Origin of the sequence: Rhodoblastus sp., from assembly GCF_052145335.1 — a bacterium.
GTDB lineage: Bacteria > Pseudomonadota > Alphaproteobacteria > Rhizobiales > Beijerinckiaceae > Rhodoblastus.
Window position 1 is genome coordinate 1 of record NZ_JBKQOU010000030.1, and the last position, 15,456, is coordinate 15,456.

At 62.2% G+C, this 15,456-nt stretch carries 15 protein-coding genes, 1 tRNA gene and 1 pseudogene; 10 read left to right on the top strand and 7 right to left on the bottom strand.

What is annotated here, in order from left to right; genetic code table 11:
- The 3 genes and pseudogenes from ACLP2E_RS02205 to ACLP2E_RS02215 all read left to right on the top strand — a co-directional run.
- Positions 1-359: pseudogene (locus ACLP2E_RS02205) on the top strand (polyphosphate kinase 2); the annotation flags it as partial.
- 382 nt (positions 360-741) lie between these two features.
- Positions 742-1,314, top strand: coding sequence for a DUF992 domain-containing protein (locus tag ACLP2E_RS02210; protein WP_442465020.1), 573 nt, complete (start codon positions 742-744; stop codon positions 1,312-1,314).
- Between the two features lie 156 nt (positions 1,315-1,470).
- Positions 1,471-1,677: a hypothetical protein gene (locus ACLP2E_RS02215; RefSeq protein WP_442464056.1), complete on the top strand. Its 207-nt coding sequence runs from the start codon at positions 1,471-1,473 to the stop codon at positions 1,675-1,677.
- Positions 1,678-1,803: 126 nt separating this feature from the next.
- Here ACLP2E_RS02215 and ACLP2E_RS02220 read toward each other — a convergent pair whose 3' ends face one another.
- Both ACLP2E_RS02220 and ACLP2E_RS02225 read right to left on the bottom strand, forming a co-directional pair.
- Entirely contained in the window at positions 1,804-2,361 is a 558-nt protein-coding gene (locus ACLP2E_RS02220; protein ID WP_442464055.1) for a sigma-70 family RNA polymerase sigma factor, read from the bottom strand.
- Complete coding sequence (locus ACLP2E_RS02225; protein ID WP_442464054.1) at positions 2,358-2,570, bottom strand: NepR family anti-sigma factor; 213 nt, start codon at positions 2,568-2,570, stop codon at positions 2,358-2,360. Before ACLP2E_RS02225 ends, ACLP2E_RS02220 begins: the two co-directional genes overlap by 4 nt.
- Before the next feature lie 295 nt (positions 2,571-2,865).
- Here ACLP2E_RS02225 and ACLP2E_RS02230 point away from each other — a divergent pair, with 295 nt between their 5' ends.
- Positions 2,866-3,669 (top strand): response regulator, encoded by an 804-nt coding sequence (locus tag ACLP2E_RS02230; protein WP_442464053.1) that lies wholly within the window; start codon positions 2,866-2,868, stop codon positions 3,667-3,669.
- A 9-nt stretch (positions 3,670-3,678) separates the two neighbouring features.
- Here the strand turns inward: ACLP2E_RS02230 and ACLP2E_RS02235 are convergent, their stop codons facing one another.
- Complete coding sequence (locus ACLP2E_RS02235) at positions 3,679-4,353, bottom strand: TetR/AcrR family transcriptional regulator (RefSeq protein ID WP_442465021.1); 675 nt, start codon at positions 4,351-4,353, stop codon at positions 3,679-3,681.
- Positions 4,354-4,756: 403 nt separating this feature from the next.
- Here ACLP2E_RS02235 and ACLP2E_RS02240 point away from each other — a divergent pair, with 403 nt between their 5' ends.
- Both ACLP2E_RS02240 and ACLP2E_RS02245 read left to right on the top strand, forming a co-directional pair.
- Positions 4,757-5,938 (top strand): HlyD family secretion protein, encoded by a 1,182-nt coding sequence (locus tag ACLP2E_RS02240; RefSeq protein ID WP_442465022.1) that lies wholly within the window; start codon positions 4,757-4,759, stop codon positions 5,936-5,938.
- Positions 5,925-7,508, top strand: a complete 1,584-nt coding sequence (locus tag ACLP2E_RS02245) for a DHA2 family efflux MFS transporter permease subunit (RefSeq protein ID WP_442465023.1) — start codon at positions 5,925-5,927, stop codon at positions 7,506-7,508. The genes ACLP2E_RS02240 and ACLP2E_RS02245 overlap by 14 nt, the downstream gene beginning before the upstream one ends.
- Before the next feature lie 115 nt (positions 7,509-7,623).
- On the opposite strand, the gene ACLP2E_RS02250 is transcribed toward ACLP2E_RS02245, so the two are convergent.
- The gene (locus ACLP2E_RS02250) at positions 7,624-7,827 is read right to left on the bottom strand and encodes a hypothetical protein (protein ID WP_442464060.1); all 204 of its coding nucleotides are present in this window, start codon (positions 7,825-7,827) and stop codon (positions 7,624-7,626) included.
- Between ACLP2E_RS02250 and ACLP2E_RS02255 the strand changes: the two genes are divergently transcribed.
- The gene (locus tag ACLP2E_RS02255; protein WP_442465026.1) at positions 7,748-10,942 is read left to right on the top strand and encodes a CheR family methyltransferase; all 3,195 of its coding nucleotides are present in this window, start codon (positions 7,748-7,750) and stop codon (positions 10,940-10,942) included. The genes ACLP2E_RS02250 and ACLP2E_RS02255 overlap by 80 nt on opposite strands.
- Entirely contained in the window at positions 10,939-11,313 is a 375-nt protein-coding gene (locus ACLP2E_RS02260) for a response regulator (RefSeq protein WP_442464049.1), read from the top strand. Before ACLP2E_RS02255 ends, ACLP2E_RS02260 begins: the two co-directional genes overlap by 4 nt.
- A 122-nt stretch (positions 11,314-11,435) precedes the next feature.
- Here ACLP2E_RS02260 and ACLP2E_RS02265 read toward each other — a convergent pair whose 3' ends face one another.
- From ACLP2E_RS02265 to ACLP2E_RS02275, 3 genes are all read right to left on the bottom strand, one after another.
- On the bottom strand, positions 11,436-12,362 hold the full coding sequence (locus ACLP2E_RS02265; RefSeq protein ID WP_442465024.1) for a hypothetical protein: 927 nt from the start codon (positions 12,360-12,362) through the stop codon (positions 11,436-11,438).
- A gap of 114 nt (positions 12,363-12,476) precedes the next feature.
- Positions 12,477-13,076, bottom strand: coding sequence for a DUF1134 domain-containing protein (locus tag ACLP2E_RS02270; RefSeq protein WP_442465025.1), 600 nt, complete (start codon positions 13,074-13,076; stop codon positions 12,477-12,479).
- 173 nt (positions 13,077-13,249) lie between these two features.
- Positions 13,250-14,098 (bottom strand): 3'(2'),5'-bisphosphate nucleotidase CysQ family protein, encoded by an 849-nt coding sequence (locus ACLP2E_RS02275; protein ID WP_442464047.1) that lies wholly within the window; start codon positions 14,096-14,098, stop codon positions 13,250-13,252.
- Positions 14,099-14,345: 247 nt separating this feature from the next.
- Between ACLP2E_RS02275 and chpT the strand changes: the two genes are divergently transcribed.
- Together chpT and ACLP2E_RS02285 are read left to right on the top strand one after the other, a co-directional pair.
- Positions 14,346-14,993, top strand: coding sequence for a histidine phosphotransferase ChpT (gene chpT / locus ACLP2E_RS02280; protein ID WP_442464046.1), 648 nt, complete (start codon positions 14,346-14,348; stop codon positions 14,991-14,993).
- A 137-nt stretch (positions 14,994-15,130) separates the two neighbouring features.
- Positions 15,131-15,220: transfer RNA gene (locus ACLP2E_RS02285), tRNA-Ser, on the top strand.
- Positions 15,221-15,456 lie beyond the last annotated feature (236 nt).

Sequence of the window (15,456 nt, forward strand, 5' to 3'; positions counted from 1 at the left end):
AATATTGGCTGGAAGTAAGCCCGGAGGAACAGCAGCGTCGGCTCGAGGCGCGCATCAACGACCCGCGCAAGATCTGGAAGCTGTCGCCGATGGATCTGAAATCCTATGGCCGCTGGTATGATTATTCCCGCGCCCGCGATGACATGTTCCAGGCGACGGACACGCCCTGGGCGCCTTGGTTCGTAGCCAATTCAAACGACAAGAAGCGCGCGCGGCTCAACATCATTTCGCATCTTTTGTCGCAAATTCCCTTTGTTGAACCGAAGCGCGAAAAGCCGGTCCTGCCGAAGCGGCAAAAGCCCCAAGGCTACGAGGAGCCAAACTATCCATATAAATACGTGCGCGCCTTCGGCCTTTGATCCGCGCCGCATGATTTTCTGTGGTGCGCACGGTTCAACCCCCAACGGGCCTCATATCGCGCTTCCATGACGCTGATGAGGCCGGGAATGTCCTCGTGGTCAAGGCTGACCGCACCCAAGGAGGCGTCGACGCCGGCGATCACGCCGACGCCATGGCGGCTCTTTGACGCCTGCGCCGCCGCGGGCTTGCGAGTCCGCCCGGATTTGGCCAGCGGCGCCCGCAACTGCCCCGATGGAAAGCGACAAGCTGAGAAGGAAGAGGCGTCCGCATGCGCGGAACTGCTTCCGGAATTGCTTTGCAGGAGGTCTTGCATCGAGGCAACCTTCGCGCCGGTCCCGCGTTTTCGCATCGGCGCCGTCCGGCTTCACGAGGGATGGCGACGTGGCGCTGTTCAGCTTCGATTCCCTTTCCCGAATCCCCGCACAGGCGGGTTTCAGGGCGCGCCTGGTCCACAAGGAGGAATATACCATGTTGACACGCTCTTGCCTTTACGCGGCGTCCGTCGCCGCCATGCTGTCGTCGCCGTTGGGCGCGGCGGCCCAGGAAGCGGCGAAAGTCGGCTTGCTGCGTTGCAACGTCGCCCCGGGAATGGGGCTGATCATTGCGTCGCAGAGGGATGTCAGTTGCATCTTCTATTCGGATAACGGCCGCAGGGAACGTTATGCCGGCTCGATCGGAAGACTGGGACTGGACCTCGGCCCCATGGGGCCCGGTCAACTGGCCTGGGAAGTTTTTGCGCCGACAGCGCGACCCTACAGAGGGGCGCTGGCCGGCGAATATGAGGGAGTGGGCGCTTCGGTGACTCTCGGCGAGGGTGTCGGCGCCAACGCTCTGGTCGGCGGCAACGGACGCAGCTTCGAATTGCAGCCGGTCTCGGTGCAGACTCAAACGGGCGCCAATGTGGCCGGGGGCATCGAGAACCTGACGCTCCGCCCCCTGCGCTCTTTCCGCTGAGCTGTGTTGAACGAGCTTTCGCGCCCGTCGGCCGAAACCGGCGGGCGCAAACAATTCGGGCGCAGGCTTCGGGCCAGTTTGGCGGTCTAGAGTGGCTGCTGGACTGACCAAGCCGGGGAAAAAACGGCCATGCTTTTGCGCGCAACAATTCTATTCTTGACCGTTACAAGTCAGGTGGCGGTAGCGCAAAACTTTTCACCGCCGCCGCTGGCGCCGCCGTCCGTCAGCGCGCCGGTCTATTCGCCGCCGGCCTATGATCCGCCCCCGCCGATAATCCAGACGCCGGTCTACGAGACGCCGTCTTATTCGACGCCCAGCTATTATCCGGCCACCAATTACCCGACCACTTATTACCGCCGCTGAGGCCTTTCGCAGAAGCCCCAAGGCTGGCGCGAAGTAAAATCGGGGCGCATCTCTCGGCCATGCTCGAAGTCGCGGCTGTCGGGATAGCAATCGCATAGCGGCGCCAGTGTTGCGCCCGCAAGCTCGTCAATCGCTGCGCGTCCGCTCGATGGCTTCAGACAGGGCGGGGTCGGGGCCGAATTCCTCGGCCGAATTGAGCGACAGCATTTCCATCAGCCGGCGGCGGGCGCGATTGACCCGGCTCTTGATGGTTCCGACGGCGCAGCCGCATATTTCGGCCGCTTCCTCGTAGGAAAAGCCGGAGGCGCCGATCAGCACCAGCGCCTCGCGCTGGTCCGGCGGCAGGCGGTCGAGATGGGCTTTGAAATCGACGAAATCGAGATGCGCCAGTTGATCGGGCATGGCGACCAGTCGCGACGCCGCTTCACCGTCCACGTCCTGAACCTCGCGGCGCGATTTGCGGTATTGGCTGAAAAACGTGTTGCGCATGATGGTGAAAAGCCAGGCGCGCATATTCGTCCCCTCCAGGAAGGAGGAAGCGTTGGCCCAGGCTTTCATCAATGTGTCCTGCACCAGGTCGTCGGCGCGGTCGCTATTCCCGGAGAGGGAGAGGGCGAAAGCACGAAGCGAGGGGATTTCGGCCAGCAGCAGGTCTTTCAGGCGGGGACCGCTGGCGTCGTTCATTTAGCTCCGGCCTCGTCGTCCGCCGCTTCAGTTACCGTTTCGGGCGGTTCGTTGGCTTCCAGCCGGTCGAGCAATAGCTTGAATCTGTCAGGCACGGGCTCTCGCGCCGTAGCGCTATACATTTCCTTCAATTGCTTGCCAATATGCGCCTGCAGGAGCGGCTCCAACGTCGGTTCGACGGTTTTCTTGTCCTTGCCGCTCTCGTTCATGCCAAGCCATCCCCGCTTCCCCCCGCTACGACTCACACTTTATTCGAGGGAATCGTTCATCGCAACACTTTGTTCTGCCGCGGAAAACGCTTACGTAATACTACAAGGTAGACTTTGCAGTTAACTTCACATCTAATCAGGATTGACGCCCGCATTCGAGCGGTAACGCCACTCGCGGAGATTTGTTCCTGCGGTACTGTCAGGCTGCGCCATTTCGCGCTACACTGCGCTGCTTCCGCGAAATGTCGTGCAGACCGGCCCAATAGCCGGCCGTTTTGACGAGGCCAAGACGTCCATGTCGATTTCCAGCCTGATTGGTCCGCAAATTCCGCTGCTGCGACGCTACGCCCGCGCTCTATCCGGATCGCAGGCCAGTGGCGACGCTTATGTCGCCGCCTTGCTCGAAACCTTGATCGCCGATCCCAAACTATTCGATCGCGACGCCGAACCGCGCGAGGAGACTTATCGCCTGTTTTCGCGGATCTGGAACGCCATGCCGCTCAATGGCGAAGGTGGGGCCGGGCCCTCGTCGGCATCCTTGACCGACAGGCGGTTGGAAGCGATCACGCCGCGGCCCCGGCAGGCTTTTCTTCTAACGGCGGTGGAAGGGTTCGATCCCGAACGGGCGGCGAGAATTCTCGACGTCGAGGGTGACGAGTTCGAGCGTTTGATCGATGTGGCGGGGCGCGAAATCAGCGCGCAGGTAGCGTCGAAAGTGGCCATCATCGAGGATGAGCCGCTTATCGCCATGGATCTCGAAACACTGGTGGAAAGCCTCGGTCACGAAGTGGTGGGACTGGCCCGCACCCGCGTTGAGGCGGTGGCGCTGGCGCAGGCGACCAGGCCTGGACTGGTGCTCGCCGACATTCGTCTCGCCGATGGCAGTTCCGGCCTCGACGCCGTCAACGAAATCCTGGAAAGCTTCGGCGTTCCCGTGATTTTCATCACCGCCTATCCGGAAACCCTGTTGACCGGCCAGCGGCCGGAGCCGGCCTTTCTCATATCAAAACCGTTCCGCGTCGAAACGGTGAAGGCCATCGTCAGCCAGGCCCTGTTCTTCAACGAATTGGCGCGCCCCGCCGCGCGTCGCACGGCCTGACCGAAGGCTTCACTTTTTCTTGATCTGAGACGCCTCCGGTCGGTAGGCGCACAGGAACGTTTTCACTGCGGCGTCCACGGCGCGCAGCACCTGCTCGTCGTCATCCGGTTCGGAGACGCAGAACAGGGCCTGCTTGTAATAGCCGGCCTGGCACAGCTGGATGAACTGATCGCCAGCCAGTTCCGCGTCCATCGGCGCGAGTCGCCCCGCGCTTACCTGCCTCGCCAGATATTCGCCGAGGCGCCGCGCCCCGCTTTTCGGCCCCGCCTCGAAAAATGCCTGGCCGATTTGCGGATATTTCGCCACCGCGCCGATCACCATGCGTACATGCGCGAGATGGTCGGGCTTGCACATTTCGCGCATCAGGCCGAGGCCGATCCGTTGCAGCACGGCTTGCAGATCTTCGTCGTCGCGCGGGCGAGGCAGGAATAATTGCTCGGCCTGCAAATTGCGGTCATGCCGGATAAGCGCCTCGAACAAGCCGACTTTCGACGGAAAATAGACGTAGAGCGTGCCCTTCGACACTCCGGCGGCGCGTGCGATGTCGTTCATGCTGGCGCCGTCAAATCCGTCGGCCAGGAAAACCAGCCGCGCGCCATCGAGGATCTGCAGCATTTTGGCGCCGCCCGCGGGAGTCGGCTGCGCCTCACGCGCTTCGTCGGCGCTCTCGATCCAGTCTGTCATCTTGTCTTCGATCCCGTGGAACCCCGCGAAGTTGCGATGGCTCGTTCCGTTTCCCTGATATGAAGCATTTGCCCCGCGCGCGCTCCGCGATTTTGTGGAAAGATTTAAAAAACGGCCGCATCCGCGCCAGTTTATCCAAAAGGCGGCGCCAGGGAAGGGTGGGCGCCCGATGGCGAGGGAATCCGGCGTCTCCTGGTGTGAATTCGTCGCCACGAACTTCGACTTCGTTCCTGATATTGACCGAACCGTTCGGTTCGATATAGATAGATATAAGAGCTTGGTTTCAGTCAGTCTACCGGCGAATCGTTTTCCGAAGGGCCGTAAGTGCTCCGATCTGATCTTCGGCTCGGTATGCTCGGGCGAAAATTCCCCGCCGCGGGTGAGCTTTTATGGCGAGGCGTCGATGAACGAATCCATCAGCCGACAAGACGAGCGGGCATTCGAGGGTTCGACGCCGTCTGGCGAGGACGCCGCCAGGGGATCGAATCTGGCGCGGTTCAGGCCGCGCTCGGAGGCGAGCGGCAAAAGTATCGATAAAGCGCGCGGCGGCCCAACAGTCAAACGCTGGCTTTTCGGCCTGGCTCTGGCCGGCGCTCTCACATATGCCGGCGCGGCCCTGGCGCGTTACATCGTCGTCGGCCAATATATCTACACCACCGACGACGCCTATGTGCGCAATGATCTGGCGATCGTCTCGCCTAAAATTTCCGGCTATATCGAAGAAGTCGGCGTCACCGACAACCAGCATGTCAAGGCCGGGCAGATGCTGGCGCGGATCGACGCCGGCGATTATCAGCTCGCCGTCGCCGCCGCCCGTCAGAAAGGGGAAACCCAGGACGCCACCATCGCGCGGATAAAGGCGCAGGTCGCGTCGCAAAACGCCGTGGTGGCCCAGGCTCAGGCGCAGCTCGAATCCGCCCGCGCCGAACAGTCCCGCGCCGAAGCCGATCTGACGCGCATTCGCGCTCTTGCCGCCGCCGATTTCGCCACGCGCCAGCGTTTCGAGCAGGCTGTGGCCGACCGCGCCAAATCGGTCGCCGCCGTGGCCGGAGGCGAGGCGGCGCTGGCTGGAGCCAAGGCCAACCTGATCGTGCTGCAATCGCAGACCGAGGAGGCGCAGCGGCTAAGGGCGGAAATGGCCACCGCACAGGCGCGTGCCGAACGCGATCTGGGTTTTGCCGAGATCAAGGCGCCCTTTGATGGCGTCATCGGCAACCGCGTGGTCGAGCGCGGCCAGTTCACGCAACCGGGCGCGCGGATGATGGCGCTGGCGCCCGACGACCGTTATTATGTCGAGGCCAATTTCAAGGAGACCCAGCTCGACCGCCTGGCGCCTGGCGAAAAGGCCAAGGTCACTATCGACGCCTATGGCGGCCGCGAATTCGATGGCGTGGTCGAAAGCATAGCCCCAGCCTCGGGCGCGCAATATTCCCTGCTGCCTCCCGAAAACGCCACCGGCAATTTCACCAAGATCACCCAGCGCTTTCCGGTGCGAATAAAACTGGCGTCGGCGGCCGGGGATTGTTTGCGCGCCGGACTTTCGGTGGTGGTGGAAGTCGACACGCGCGCCAATGCCGACCGCTGAAGTCGGCGCCGGAATGGGCGGAGGCGCTGGCGAGCCGGAATATTCCACGCGGAAAATGCTCGCCTTCATCGCCATGGTTTTCGGCATGTTCATGGCGATTCTGGACATCCAGATCGTTTCAGCCTCGCTCGCCAACATCCAGGCCGGGCTTTCGGCCAGCGCCGACGAGGTCGCCTGGGTGCAGACCAGCTATCTCGTCGCCGAAGTGGTGATGATTCCCCTGTCCGGTTTTCTCGCGCGCGCCTTTTCCACCCGCATCATGTTTTCGCTTTCCGCCGCCGGCTTCACCCTGATGAGCCTCGCCTGCGCCAGCGCGACCAACATCGAGCAGATGATCGTCTGGCGCGCCTTGCAAGGTTTTATAGGCGGGGGCATGATCCCGACGGTCTTTGCCGCCGCCTATTCGATCTTTCCTCGCAACAAGATCAATGTCGTCGCGCCGGTCATCGGCCTGGTCGCCACCCTGGCGCCAACCATCGGCCCGACGGTCGGGGGCTACCTGACGGATCTTTTTTCCTGGCGCTGGCTGTTTCTGATCAATGTTGTCCCGGGCGTCGTCGTCGCCACCTCGACCTGGCTCCTGGTCGATTTCGACCGTCCCGACCTTCGCCTTTTGAAGAATTTCGACTGGCTCGGACTAATCTCCATGGCCTGTTTTCTTGGCGCGCTGGAATATCTGCTGGAAGAGGGGCCGGGCAAGAACTGGTTCGACGAGGGGGCGATCGTCTGGGCGACAGCGATTTCCGCCTCCGGCGCCATGGTGTTCTTCCGGCGCGCGTTCACCGCCAAAAACCCCATTGTCGACCTCACCGCCTTCGACAACCGCAATTTCTGGACCGGTTCGCTCGCCGCTTTCGTCCTTGGCGTCGGTCTTTACGGCCTGACTTATGTCTATCCCATCTATCTTTCACGCGTACGCGGACTTTCGGCCTTGCAGATCGGGGAAACCCTGTTCGTCACCGGACTTTGCCAATTCATCGCCGCGCCCATCGTCGGACGCCTGCTCGGCAAGGTCGATCTGCGCCTGATGATCGGCTTCGGCTTTCTTGGCTTCGCCTATGGCGTCTATCTGCCGACCACGATCACGCGGGACTGGGATTTTGATCAATTGCTGATTCCGCAGATTTTTCGCGGCTTTTCCCTGATGTTCATGATGGTCCCGATCAATAATCTGGCGCTGGGAACCTTGCCGCCGGAGCGGCTGAAAAACGCCTCGGGCCTGTTCAACGTCACCCGCAATCTCGGCGGCGCGGTGGGGCTGGCGGTCATCAATACAGTGCTCGACAAGAGGCTTGACCTGCATCTGGCGCGGCTTCATGAAAGGTTGCGCTGGGGCAATGCCGCGGCGGAAGAGTTTCTGGCCAGGCTCGCCACGGTCCACTCCGGCTCGGCCGCCGACGCCGCGCTCGCCGCGACGCGGCAACTGGCCAGCCTGGCGCGGCGCGAGGCCTCGGTTATGGCTCTGGCCGATGTGTTTCTCGGCATGGCGGTGCTGTTCGCCCTGACCTCGGGCATAGCGACGCTGATGCGCCGTCCCGCGGCCCGAGCGCGGCCTGAGGCGGCGCATTGAACCAAAGTGGCCGCCCGAGGGTTTCGCTTGAACGAAGAGCCTGCGTCAATTTGTCGCCCCGACTGCTTTCAACCGAAGGCCTCACAAAAGATGTTCGGCGGCGCTTCACCATGATTTAATGACCTTTTCTTCGAAAGTTGAAGTTGTGGCGCCGATTGACTTCAATACCCCCGTCGGGGGTAGAATCGCCCTCGACCAAAAAGCCGAAGCGCCCGATGGCGGTCGATGAAAGCAATGAAATGCCGACAAACGCCTCATTCCCCATTGTTGGTATCGGCGCGTCGGCAGGCGGGTTGAGGGCGCTGGAGGATTTTTTCAAGACGATTCAGCCCAGACCAGGCATGGCTTTTGTCATCGTCACCCATTTGGCTCCGGACCGCGAAAGCTTCCTCACCGATATACTGGCGCGCCATACCAAACTTCCCGTCCGTGTCGCGAGCGACGGCCTAAAGGTCGAGAATAACGCGGTTTATGTATTGCCGCCCAACGCCAGCATGACCATCGCCGAGGGGCGGCTGCGGCTGCGCCAGACCGAGCCGGGTCAGCACGACCGCAACCCGATCGACGTGTTTTTCAGCTCGCTGTCGGAGGATTGCGGCGAATATTCGGTAGGTATTGTTTTATCGGGGAGCGGACATGACGGCGTTCTCGGCGTCAAGGCGATCAAGGAGCAGGGCGGCCTGGTGCTGGCGCAGTCGAGCGGCAGCTCCGGTCCCGGCTTCGCCGACATGCCCGACAGCGCCATCGCCAGCGGCCTCGTCGATTTCGCGGTTCCCGTCGACGCCATGGCCCCCCTGCTGGAGGAGAACGCCCGCGGCTTGCCGCAACTTGACCGCCTCGCCGGAAGCCCTCACTTGGGCGCCGGCGACCGTGCGGAAAACGACCATGCCGAAAGCGACCAGGCCGACAGGGACCAGCGCGAGCAGCTCTATGCGATTCTGCGCTCACAGACGGGCCACGATTTCAGCGGCTACAAGACGCGGACCTTTCTTAGACGCGTTCAGCGACGCATGCACATTCATCATTGCGAGGCCCTGGCGGATTACGTGGAGCTTTTACAGCGGCAACCCGACGAGGCTACGGCGCTGTTTCGTGACCTTCTGATCAACGTCACCAGTTTTTTCCGCGATCCGGACGCATTCGAGACCTTGAACAAGCTGGTCGTTCCACGCCTCTTCGAAGGGCGCGGCGCGGCCGATACCGTTAGGGTCTGGGCGCCCGGCTGCTCCACCGGCGAGGAAGTGATCTCGATCGCCATCTTGATGCGTGAGCATCTCGACACTTTGCGCGCCGGGCCGCGCATCACTATTTTCGCCACCGACATTGACGAACATGCCCTGGCGGTCGCGCGCGCCGGCCGCTATCCGGCGGCGTTGCTGGAGGGCGTCTCGCCGGAGCGGCGCCGGCGCTTCTTCAACGCCCAGGGCGGAAATTTCATCGTCGCCAAGGAGGTCCGCGATCTCTGCGTGTTCTCGCCGCATAACGTGCTGCGCGATCCGCCATTCTCGCGGATGGACCTGATTTCCTGCCGCAACCTGCTTATCTATTTCGCGGCCGACGCGCAGCGGCAGGTGTTGCCGATATTTCACTATGCGCTTCGTCCCAATGGTTTTCTTTTCCTGGGCAAGTCGGAGACGGTCGGCCGCTTTTCGGAATTGTTCTCGGCCCTGGACAAGAGCAATTGCGTATTCCAGGCGCGCGACATCGGTGCGCCCGCAAGAATGCCGCTTTTCATCAACGGACTGCGCCCGGCGCCCTTTGCAGCGCGCGCCTCCGAGGCTCCGGTTTCGGGAAGCGGTCGTCCGTTGCGCCTGGCTGTCGAGGCGCGCGTCGCCGACCGGTTCGGACCCCCGCATGTGGTCGTCAACGAGGAAGGCGACATTGTCCATTATTCGTCGCGAACCGGAAAATATCTCGAAGCGCCCTACGGCACGCCGACGCGCCAATTATTGACCATAGCCCGCAAGGAGTTGCGCCTGGACCTGCGCGCCGCGCTCCGCGCCGCGATCGAAAGCCGCCGGGCCGTTACGCGCGAAGATGTCGCCTTCGAGTCCGCCGATCATCGCATCGAGCGGGTTTCCCTGACCGTCGAGCCGCTCGCCGAGCGTCACGACGGCCACACCATGTTTCTGGTGGTGTTCGAAGAAAAAGGTCAGGCGGCGGAAAGGGAAGGGGATTCCTTGGACGAAAGCGCGAGGCCCGACGAGGGCGATCGCGCGAGCCAGGCCGAAACAGAATTGCGCGACACGCGCGAACGCTTGCAGGGCACGATCGAGGAATATGAGACGGCGCTTGAAGAACTGAAATCGGCCAACGAGGAGTTGGTCTCGCTGAACGAGGAAATGCAGTCGAGCAATGAGGAGCTCGAATCCACCAAGGAGGAGCTGCAATCGCTCAACGAGGAATTGCAGACCGTCAACAATGAGCTTTCCGCCAAGATCGACGAACTCGACCGGGCCAATGGCGACCTCACCAATCTGTTGACCAGCACCAATGTCGCCACCATATTTCTCGACCGCAATCTGGTCATCCGCAGTTTTACGCCCGCGGTGACGCAATTATTCAACGTCATCGCCACCGACAAGGGGCGCCCGCTCGGCGATCTGGCGATCAAGCTCGAATATCCGGAGCTGCAGGCCGATATCGCGGCGGTGCTGGCGTCGGGAGAGCCGATCGAAAGGCGAGCGCATCAAGACGTCGCCGCTGCACCCTATTTTCTCGCCCGGCTGACGCCCTATCGCGATTCCAGCGGCGCGATCGACGGCGTGGTGGCGACCTTCGTCGATGTCACCAGCCTGGCCAGGTCCGAGGAGCAGCAGCGGTCGCTGGTCTCCGAACTCAATCATCGGGTCAAGAACACGCTCAACGTGATCATGGCGATCGCGCAGCAAACTCTGGCGCGCGCCGCTTCGCCCGAAGAATTCACCAAAAGCTTTTTCGCACGGCTGAACGCCATGGCGCGCAGCCACGAGTTGCTTTCACGCGAGAATTGGGGCGAAGTCGGCGCGGAGCAGGTTGTGCGGCAGGCTTTGACTTCTTACGTACTGAATGGGAACGGAAACGGGCGCATCAGCATTTCTGGACCGGCGACCTTGTTGCCCCCAGAACTTGCCGTGAGTTTTGGCGTGGTCATCGACGAATTGGCGACCAATGCCGTCAAATATGGCGCCTTGTCGAACGACAGCGGCCGCGTGGCCGTGGAGTGGGCGGTTTCCGGCGGTGAAGGGGACATATCGCCCGCTTTCGCGCTGAGCTGGCGTGAAAGCGGCGGTCCGCCGGTCACTCCGCCGACCCACCTGGGGTTCGGCGTAAAGGTGATCAAGCGAGAAGTGGAATATAGCCATTCCGGAGTGGCCCGCTTCGACTTCGCCGAAAATGGGTTGACGGCGAGGTTCGAGGTTCCGCTGATGAAGACAAAGGAGGCGCGGCCATGAGCGCAAGGCGCGCGTTGGTAGCCGAGGATTCGGCGCATATTCTGTTCAGCCTCGAAATGCTCCTTGAGCAAAGCGGCGTGGTAATCGTCGGCGCCGCCGCGACCGTGGCTGGCATGCGCAAGCTCGCTGAAACCATCGATGCCGAGGTCGCTATTCTCGACGTCAATCTCAACGGCGAATTGATTTTTCCCGTCGCCGATCTGCTGATCGAACGCGGCGTTCCTGTGATATTCACCACCGGCTATGCGCCTGAAAAGTTGTTTCCACCCCGTTTCATGGGTCTGCCGACGCTGCAGAAACCTTATGATCCCGACGAGTTTCTTAACCTTGTGGAAGAAGCGCTGGCCCAAACGCGGGTGGCGCATTCGTAGGGCTCAGGCGCTTTAGGGTCCAAACCCAGACCAAGTCAATGGAACGTCGCCGGGCTTGTCCTGCACGAGTTCGGGCACGACGGCATTCCGGTCGGGTGATCGAATTCTGGAGCTTGGAAGCCTTAATCCGCGGACGAGTCCAGACGTGCGACCTGACGGCCGATGCGAGTGATCGCCTCGCGCAAGTCCAGCATTTCCTGTTCCGGGCCGAAGGCAAAGGGCGCGCCGTTGACCGCTTCGCCGTGCGCTGCGAGGGCCTCGCTTTCCGGCTTCGGCGATCCGATTTGGGCGATGATGCGGCGCATGCTCAAATTGACGCTTTCGAGCTCGTCGGCGCGCTGATGCTCCGCCGCTATTTTCGCCAGCAGACGGATGCGGCGCGCGACGAATTCGTCGTTGAGCCGCTCGGCTTCTGCGAGCGTCGCCGTCAAGGACTTGACTTGTTCGGCCAGATGCTCGGCACGCGCGAGGTTTTCGCGCCGCGCAACTTCGCTAGCCTCCCATCTTCCACGCATGTCATGGAGGTCGGCATTGGCGGCGGCCAGCGCCGCCTCCAGCGAGACAGCGCGATGGTCGAGTTTCTGGTGCGCCTCGGCGAGGCGGTCGTAATCGCTGCTTTTAAGCGCCAGTTCGGCTTTTCGCGCGGCAAGCGATTCCTGTGTCTCCATCAACTCGGCCTGGGTCTTTTCGCCGAATTCCAAGGCTTTGGCGAGCTGAGCGTCGCGTTCGCGCAACAGGCTTTCGGTCTGCTGAAGATGTTCCTTGGCGCGCATGACGGCGACGGCGCGGCGGCCCAGCTCGGCGGCATCCTCAGTGCGTTCTGCCCGCGCCTTTTCCGCCTCGATCTCCAGCGCGCGTTTTTCGACGGCGAAGCGGGCGCGCAGCAGGTCGCGTTCGGCCTCGATCTCCTCGAAGGTCATGGGCAGGCGGGCCTCGATCCGCGCCAGGGTCAGGCGCCGGGCGCGCGCGGAAACCAGCGGCAGAAAGGCCAGGCCGATCAGACCGCTGATGACGAAGCCGAGAGTGAAATAGACGATCTGTTCGACCAAGTTTGCTCAACCCGCGAAACGGCGCGGGCGATCTGCCCGATGCGCCTGTTCACACTGCCATTTTTGCCGCCGCATTGCAAAGCCGGCGGGCGTCGGCGTCCATCGAGACCAAACCTAAAGCGGATTCCATGTCGAACTGGGCGTGAATTTCAGATAGCCGAGGTTGACGCCCAGACGCGCCCCGAGGCCGGTGCGGATCGGCACGACGAGCACGCCATTGGAGCCCAAGGCGGTGATGCCGAAGCCGCCGACGAGATAGGCCGAGCCGTCGAGGCCGCCGAATCGATCGAAAATCGCCTCGGTCGAGGGGAGGTTGTAGACCAGCATCATGGTGCGGTCGCCGTCGGCGCCAAAATCCGCTCCGAGCGACGGGCCCTGCCAGAACACCTTCTTGTCGCCGGCGTTGCGCGTGTAAAGCGTGCCTTCGCCATAGCGCAGGCCGCCGAAAAAGGCGCCGCTGGCTTCCTGGCCGAGCACATAGCCGTTGGGCTGGCCCCAGCGCTTGGTGGCGGTCTGGATGGCGTCCGCCAGCCCGCGCGACAGGCTGCCAAAGAAGCGATGGCCGTTTTCGACCAATTCATTGTCGGAATAGGGGATGGGCCGCTCTCTTTCCTGCGCCCAAAGGGCAGGGCCGCCGACGGGCGCGGCCGCCCCTGTCAGGCCGGCGGCAAGCGCCAGGCCGAACCCTCGGCAGGCGCCACGTCGCGAAACCATGTTCATCGCCATTCTGCTTCAGCTCCGCAAGGGCGTTTTCGAGCGGACCGGAACCCGGTTCGCGTGGAGAAAACGCGAAAAAACAAAAAACCAGAACCCCGACCGATTCCATCGGATCGGCAAAGGCTCTCCCCCCGGCCGGGAGATTATTGAGCGACGGGGTTAACTTCTGATTAACGATTGGCGCACGGCGCGCGCGGACTGGCGTAAAATTCGGCGGCTTTTGGGTCGCCCCAGGCGATGAAGGGGCCGTTGGCGAAATTCAGCGCCGCCTTGCCGTAGGTCACGGGCGCTCCCGAGGCATTCACGACTATGCCGCCGGCGCTCCGCAGCACGGCGTCGCCAGCGGCTATGTCCCATTCCATGGTGCGGCCGAAACGCGGATAGACATCGGCCTCGGCGGCGGCGATCAGGCAGAATTTCAACGAAGAGGCGGTGGCGACCACGCGCTTGACTTGCAACCTGGCAAGGAAAGCTGCGGATTCGGCGTCGTTGTGCTGCCGGCTGATCACCGCGGTGGAATTGTCGCGCAGCATGGGCCTTGTGCGCAAGACGCGCCATTGTTCCGCCGGCGGCGGTTTCGCGCCGGGCGCCGCCGAACATTGCCGAGCCTGTGCGCCAGCGAGGTAAAGCTGGCGGCTGGCGGGGGCGTAGACGACGCCCGCGACCGGGACGCCTGAGCGGATCAAGGCGATATTGACGGTGAAGGATTGCTGGTGCGCCAGGAACTCCTTTGTGCCGTCGAGGGCGTCGACCAGGATGAAGTCGCCGCCGTCCAGAGCGGGAATTTTGCCGCTGGCGCAAAGCTCCTCGGCGACGACGGGGTAGGGCGCGTGGCGCGCGAGACCGTTGAGAATGATCTCTTCGCCGAACAGATCGGCGTCGCAAACCGGGCTGGAATCGCTTTTCAGGCGGGTTTGCGGATTGGTTTCGAACACCCGCATGAGCGCGGCGCCAGCTTCGAGGGCCAGTGCGGCGAAAACTTCCGCAAGCGCCTCGTCTTCCAGCGAGCGGTCCGCCATCGCCGTCCCCATTAACATTTCGCTAACCATTATTCCTTCATAAGTTCTTGCCTGCGTCCGTGGAAGCGTTTTATTTCCGCGCCTCGCTGCTCCGCGCTGTTTTCATTCTTTTGCAGATTGTTACCGACATTTCGGTTCAGCGAAAGGCGAAATCAAGCTAGACTCCAGCCTTGGCCTCATCCTTTGGCCTCATCCTTGACCGTATCGCTCCGCCCCATTGATTCGCCAGAACACCGGAAAACGACTCATGAACGTACTTGCGCTTGAATCGCTCGACCTAGCCGCGCTGTTGTGTTCGCGGGTCTGCCATGACGTCATCAGCCCGGTCGGCGCCATCGTCAACGGCCTGGAGGTTCTGGAAGAGGACAAGGACGAGGGCATGCGCGAATTCGCCATGGACCTGATCCGCAAGAGCGCCCGCACGGCTTCGGCGCGGCTGCAATTCTGCCGCCTGGCTTTTGGAGCGGCGGGTTCGGCGGGAGCCTCCATCGACACCGGCGACGCCGAAAAAGTGGCGCGAGGCTTGATCGCCGATGACCGCACCCAATTCAACTGGACCTCGCCGCGCGCCTTCATGCCCAAGAACAAGGTGAAGCTTGCGCTGAACCTCTGCCTGATCGCCAGCGCCTGCATTCCGCGCGGCGGAGTGATGAACGTCGTCATCGAAGGCGAGGGCGCCGACGTCCGCATTTCGGTCGCGGTCAAGGGCCCGAACCTGAAACTGGCGAGCCACGTCGCGGACCTGCTGGAAGGGCGCTCCGAAAGCGGCACGGTGGACGCGCATGGCATCCAGCCCTATTTCACCGGTCTGGTGGCGCGCTCCTGCGACATGGAAGTGCAAGTGCTGGCCACCAGCGAGGAAGTCACGTTGAAAGCCGCGCCGAAGGCGGCTTGACGCCGGGCGGCTTCGGCGCCGTCATGCCGATCAGGTGTGAAAGATTTACGAAAGCGCGGTGGAGTGCCTTGCGCTAACGCGACAGGCGGCTATAAAGACGCGAAATTTCGTCCGGGTTGTTCTCCACCGGCGAAAACGGAGGGGTGGCCGAGTGGTTGAAGGCGCACGCCTGGAAAGTGTGTATACGGGAAACCGTATCGCGGGTTCGAATCCCGCTCCCTCCGCCACCTTATTCTTTAAAGTTAATGAAATTAATAAATATTTCTCTAGATGGCGAGGCAGATATTCCACGAATTGCTCCACATATCGGGGCTTGCTCGGAGGTCAGAGCGGCCGAGTCGTTAGCTTAAATTTAGGTTGTGCTCGGCGTCTGGAGTATGGGGCGGTCCAGCCAGTTCCTCGATTTCGATTGGGTGGGATGTCGAATACTCGAGATATCCGCTCGGGGTTTCATTATGGGGTC

Coding starts and splice junctions, on each gene's coding strand:
- ACLP2E_RS02220 (WP_442464055.1), bottom strand. CDS start 2,361: ATGAACGACGCCAGCGGTCCCCGCCTGAAAGACCTGCTGCTGGCCGAA.
- ACLP2E_RS02225 (WP_442464054.1), bottom strand. CDS start 2,570: ATGAACGAGAGCGGCAAGGACAAGAAAACCGTCGAACCGACGTTGGAG.
- ACLP2E_RS02230 (WP_442464053.1), top strand. CDS start 2,866: ATGTCGATTTCCAGCCTGATTGGTCCGCAAATTCCGCTGCTGCGACGC.
- ACLP2E_RS02235 (WP_442465021.1), bottom strand. CDS start 4,353: ATGACAGACTGGATCGAGAGCGCCGACGAAGCGCGTGAGGCGCAGCCG.
- ACLP2E_RS02240 (WP_442465022.1), top strand. CDS start 4,757: ATGAACGAATCCATCAGCCGACAAGACGAGCGGGCATTCGAGGGTTCG.
- ACLP2E_RS02245 (WP_442465023.1), top strand. CDS start 5,925: ATGCCGACCGCTGAAGTCGGCGCCGGAATGGGCGGAGGCGCTGGCGAG.
- ACLP2E_RS02255 (WP_442465026.1), top strand. CDS start 7,748: ATGCCGACAAACGCCTCATTCCCCATTGTTGGTATCGGCGCGTCGGCA.
- ACLP2E_RS02260 (WP_442464049.1), top strand. CDS start 10,939: ATGAGCGCAAGGCGCGCGTTGGTAGCCGAGGATTCGGCGCATATTCTG.
- ACLP2E_RS02270 (WP_442465025.1), bottom strand. CDS start 13,076: ATGGTTTCGCGACGTGGCGCCTGCCGAGGGTTCGGCCTGGCGCTTGCC.
- ACLP2E_RS02275 (WP_442464047.1), bottom strand. CDS start 14,098: ATGGCGGACCGCTCGCTGGAAGACGAGGCGCTTGCGGAAGTTTTCGCC.
- chpT (WP_442464046.1), top strand. CDS start 14,346: ATGAACGTACTTGCGCTTGAATCGCTCGACCTAGCCGCGCTGTTGTGT.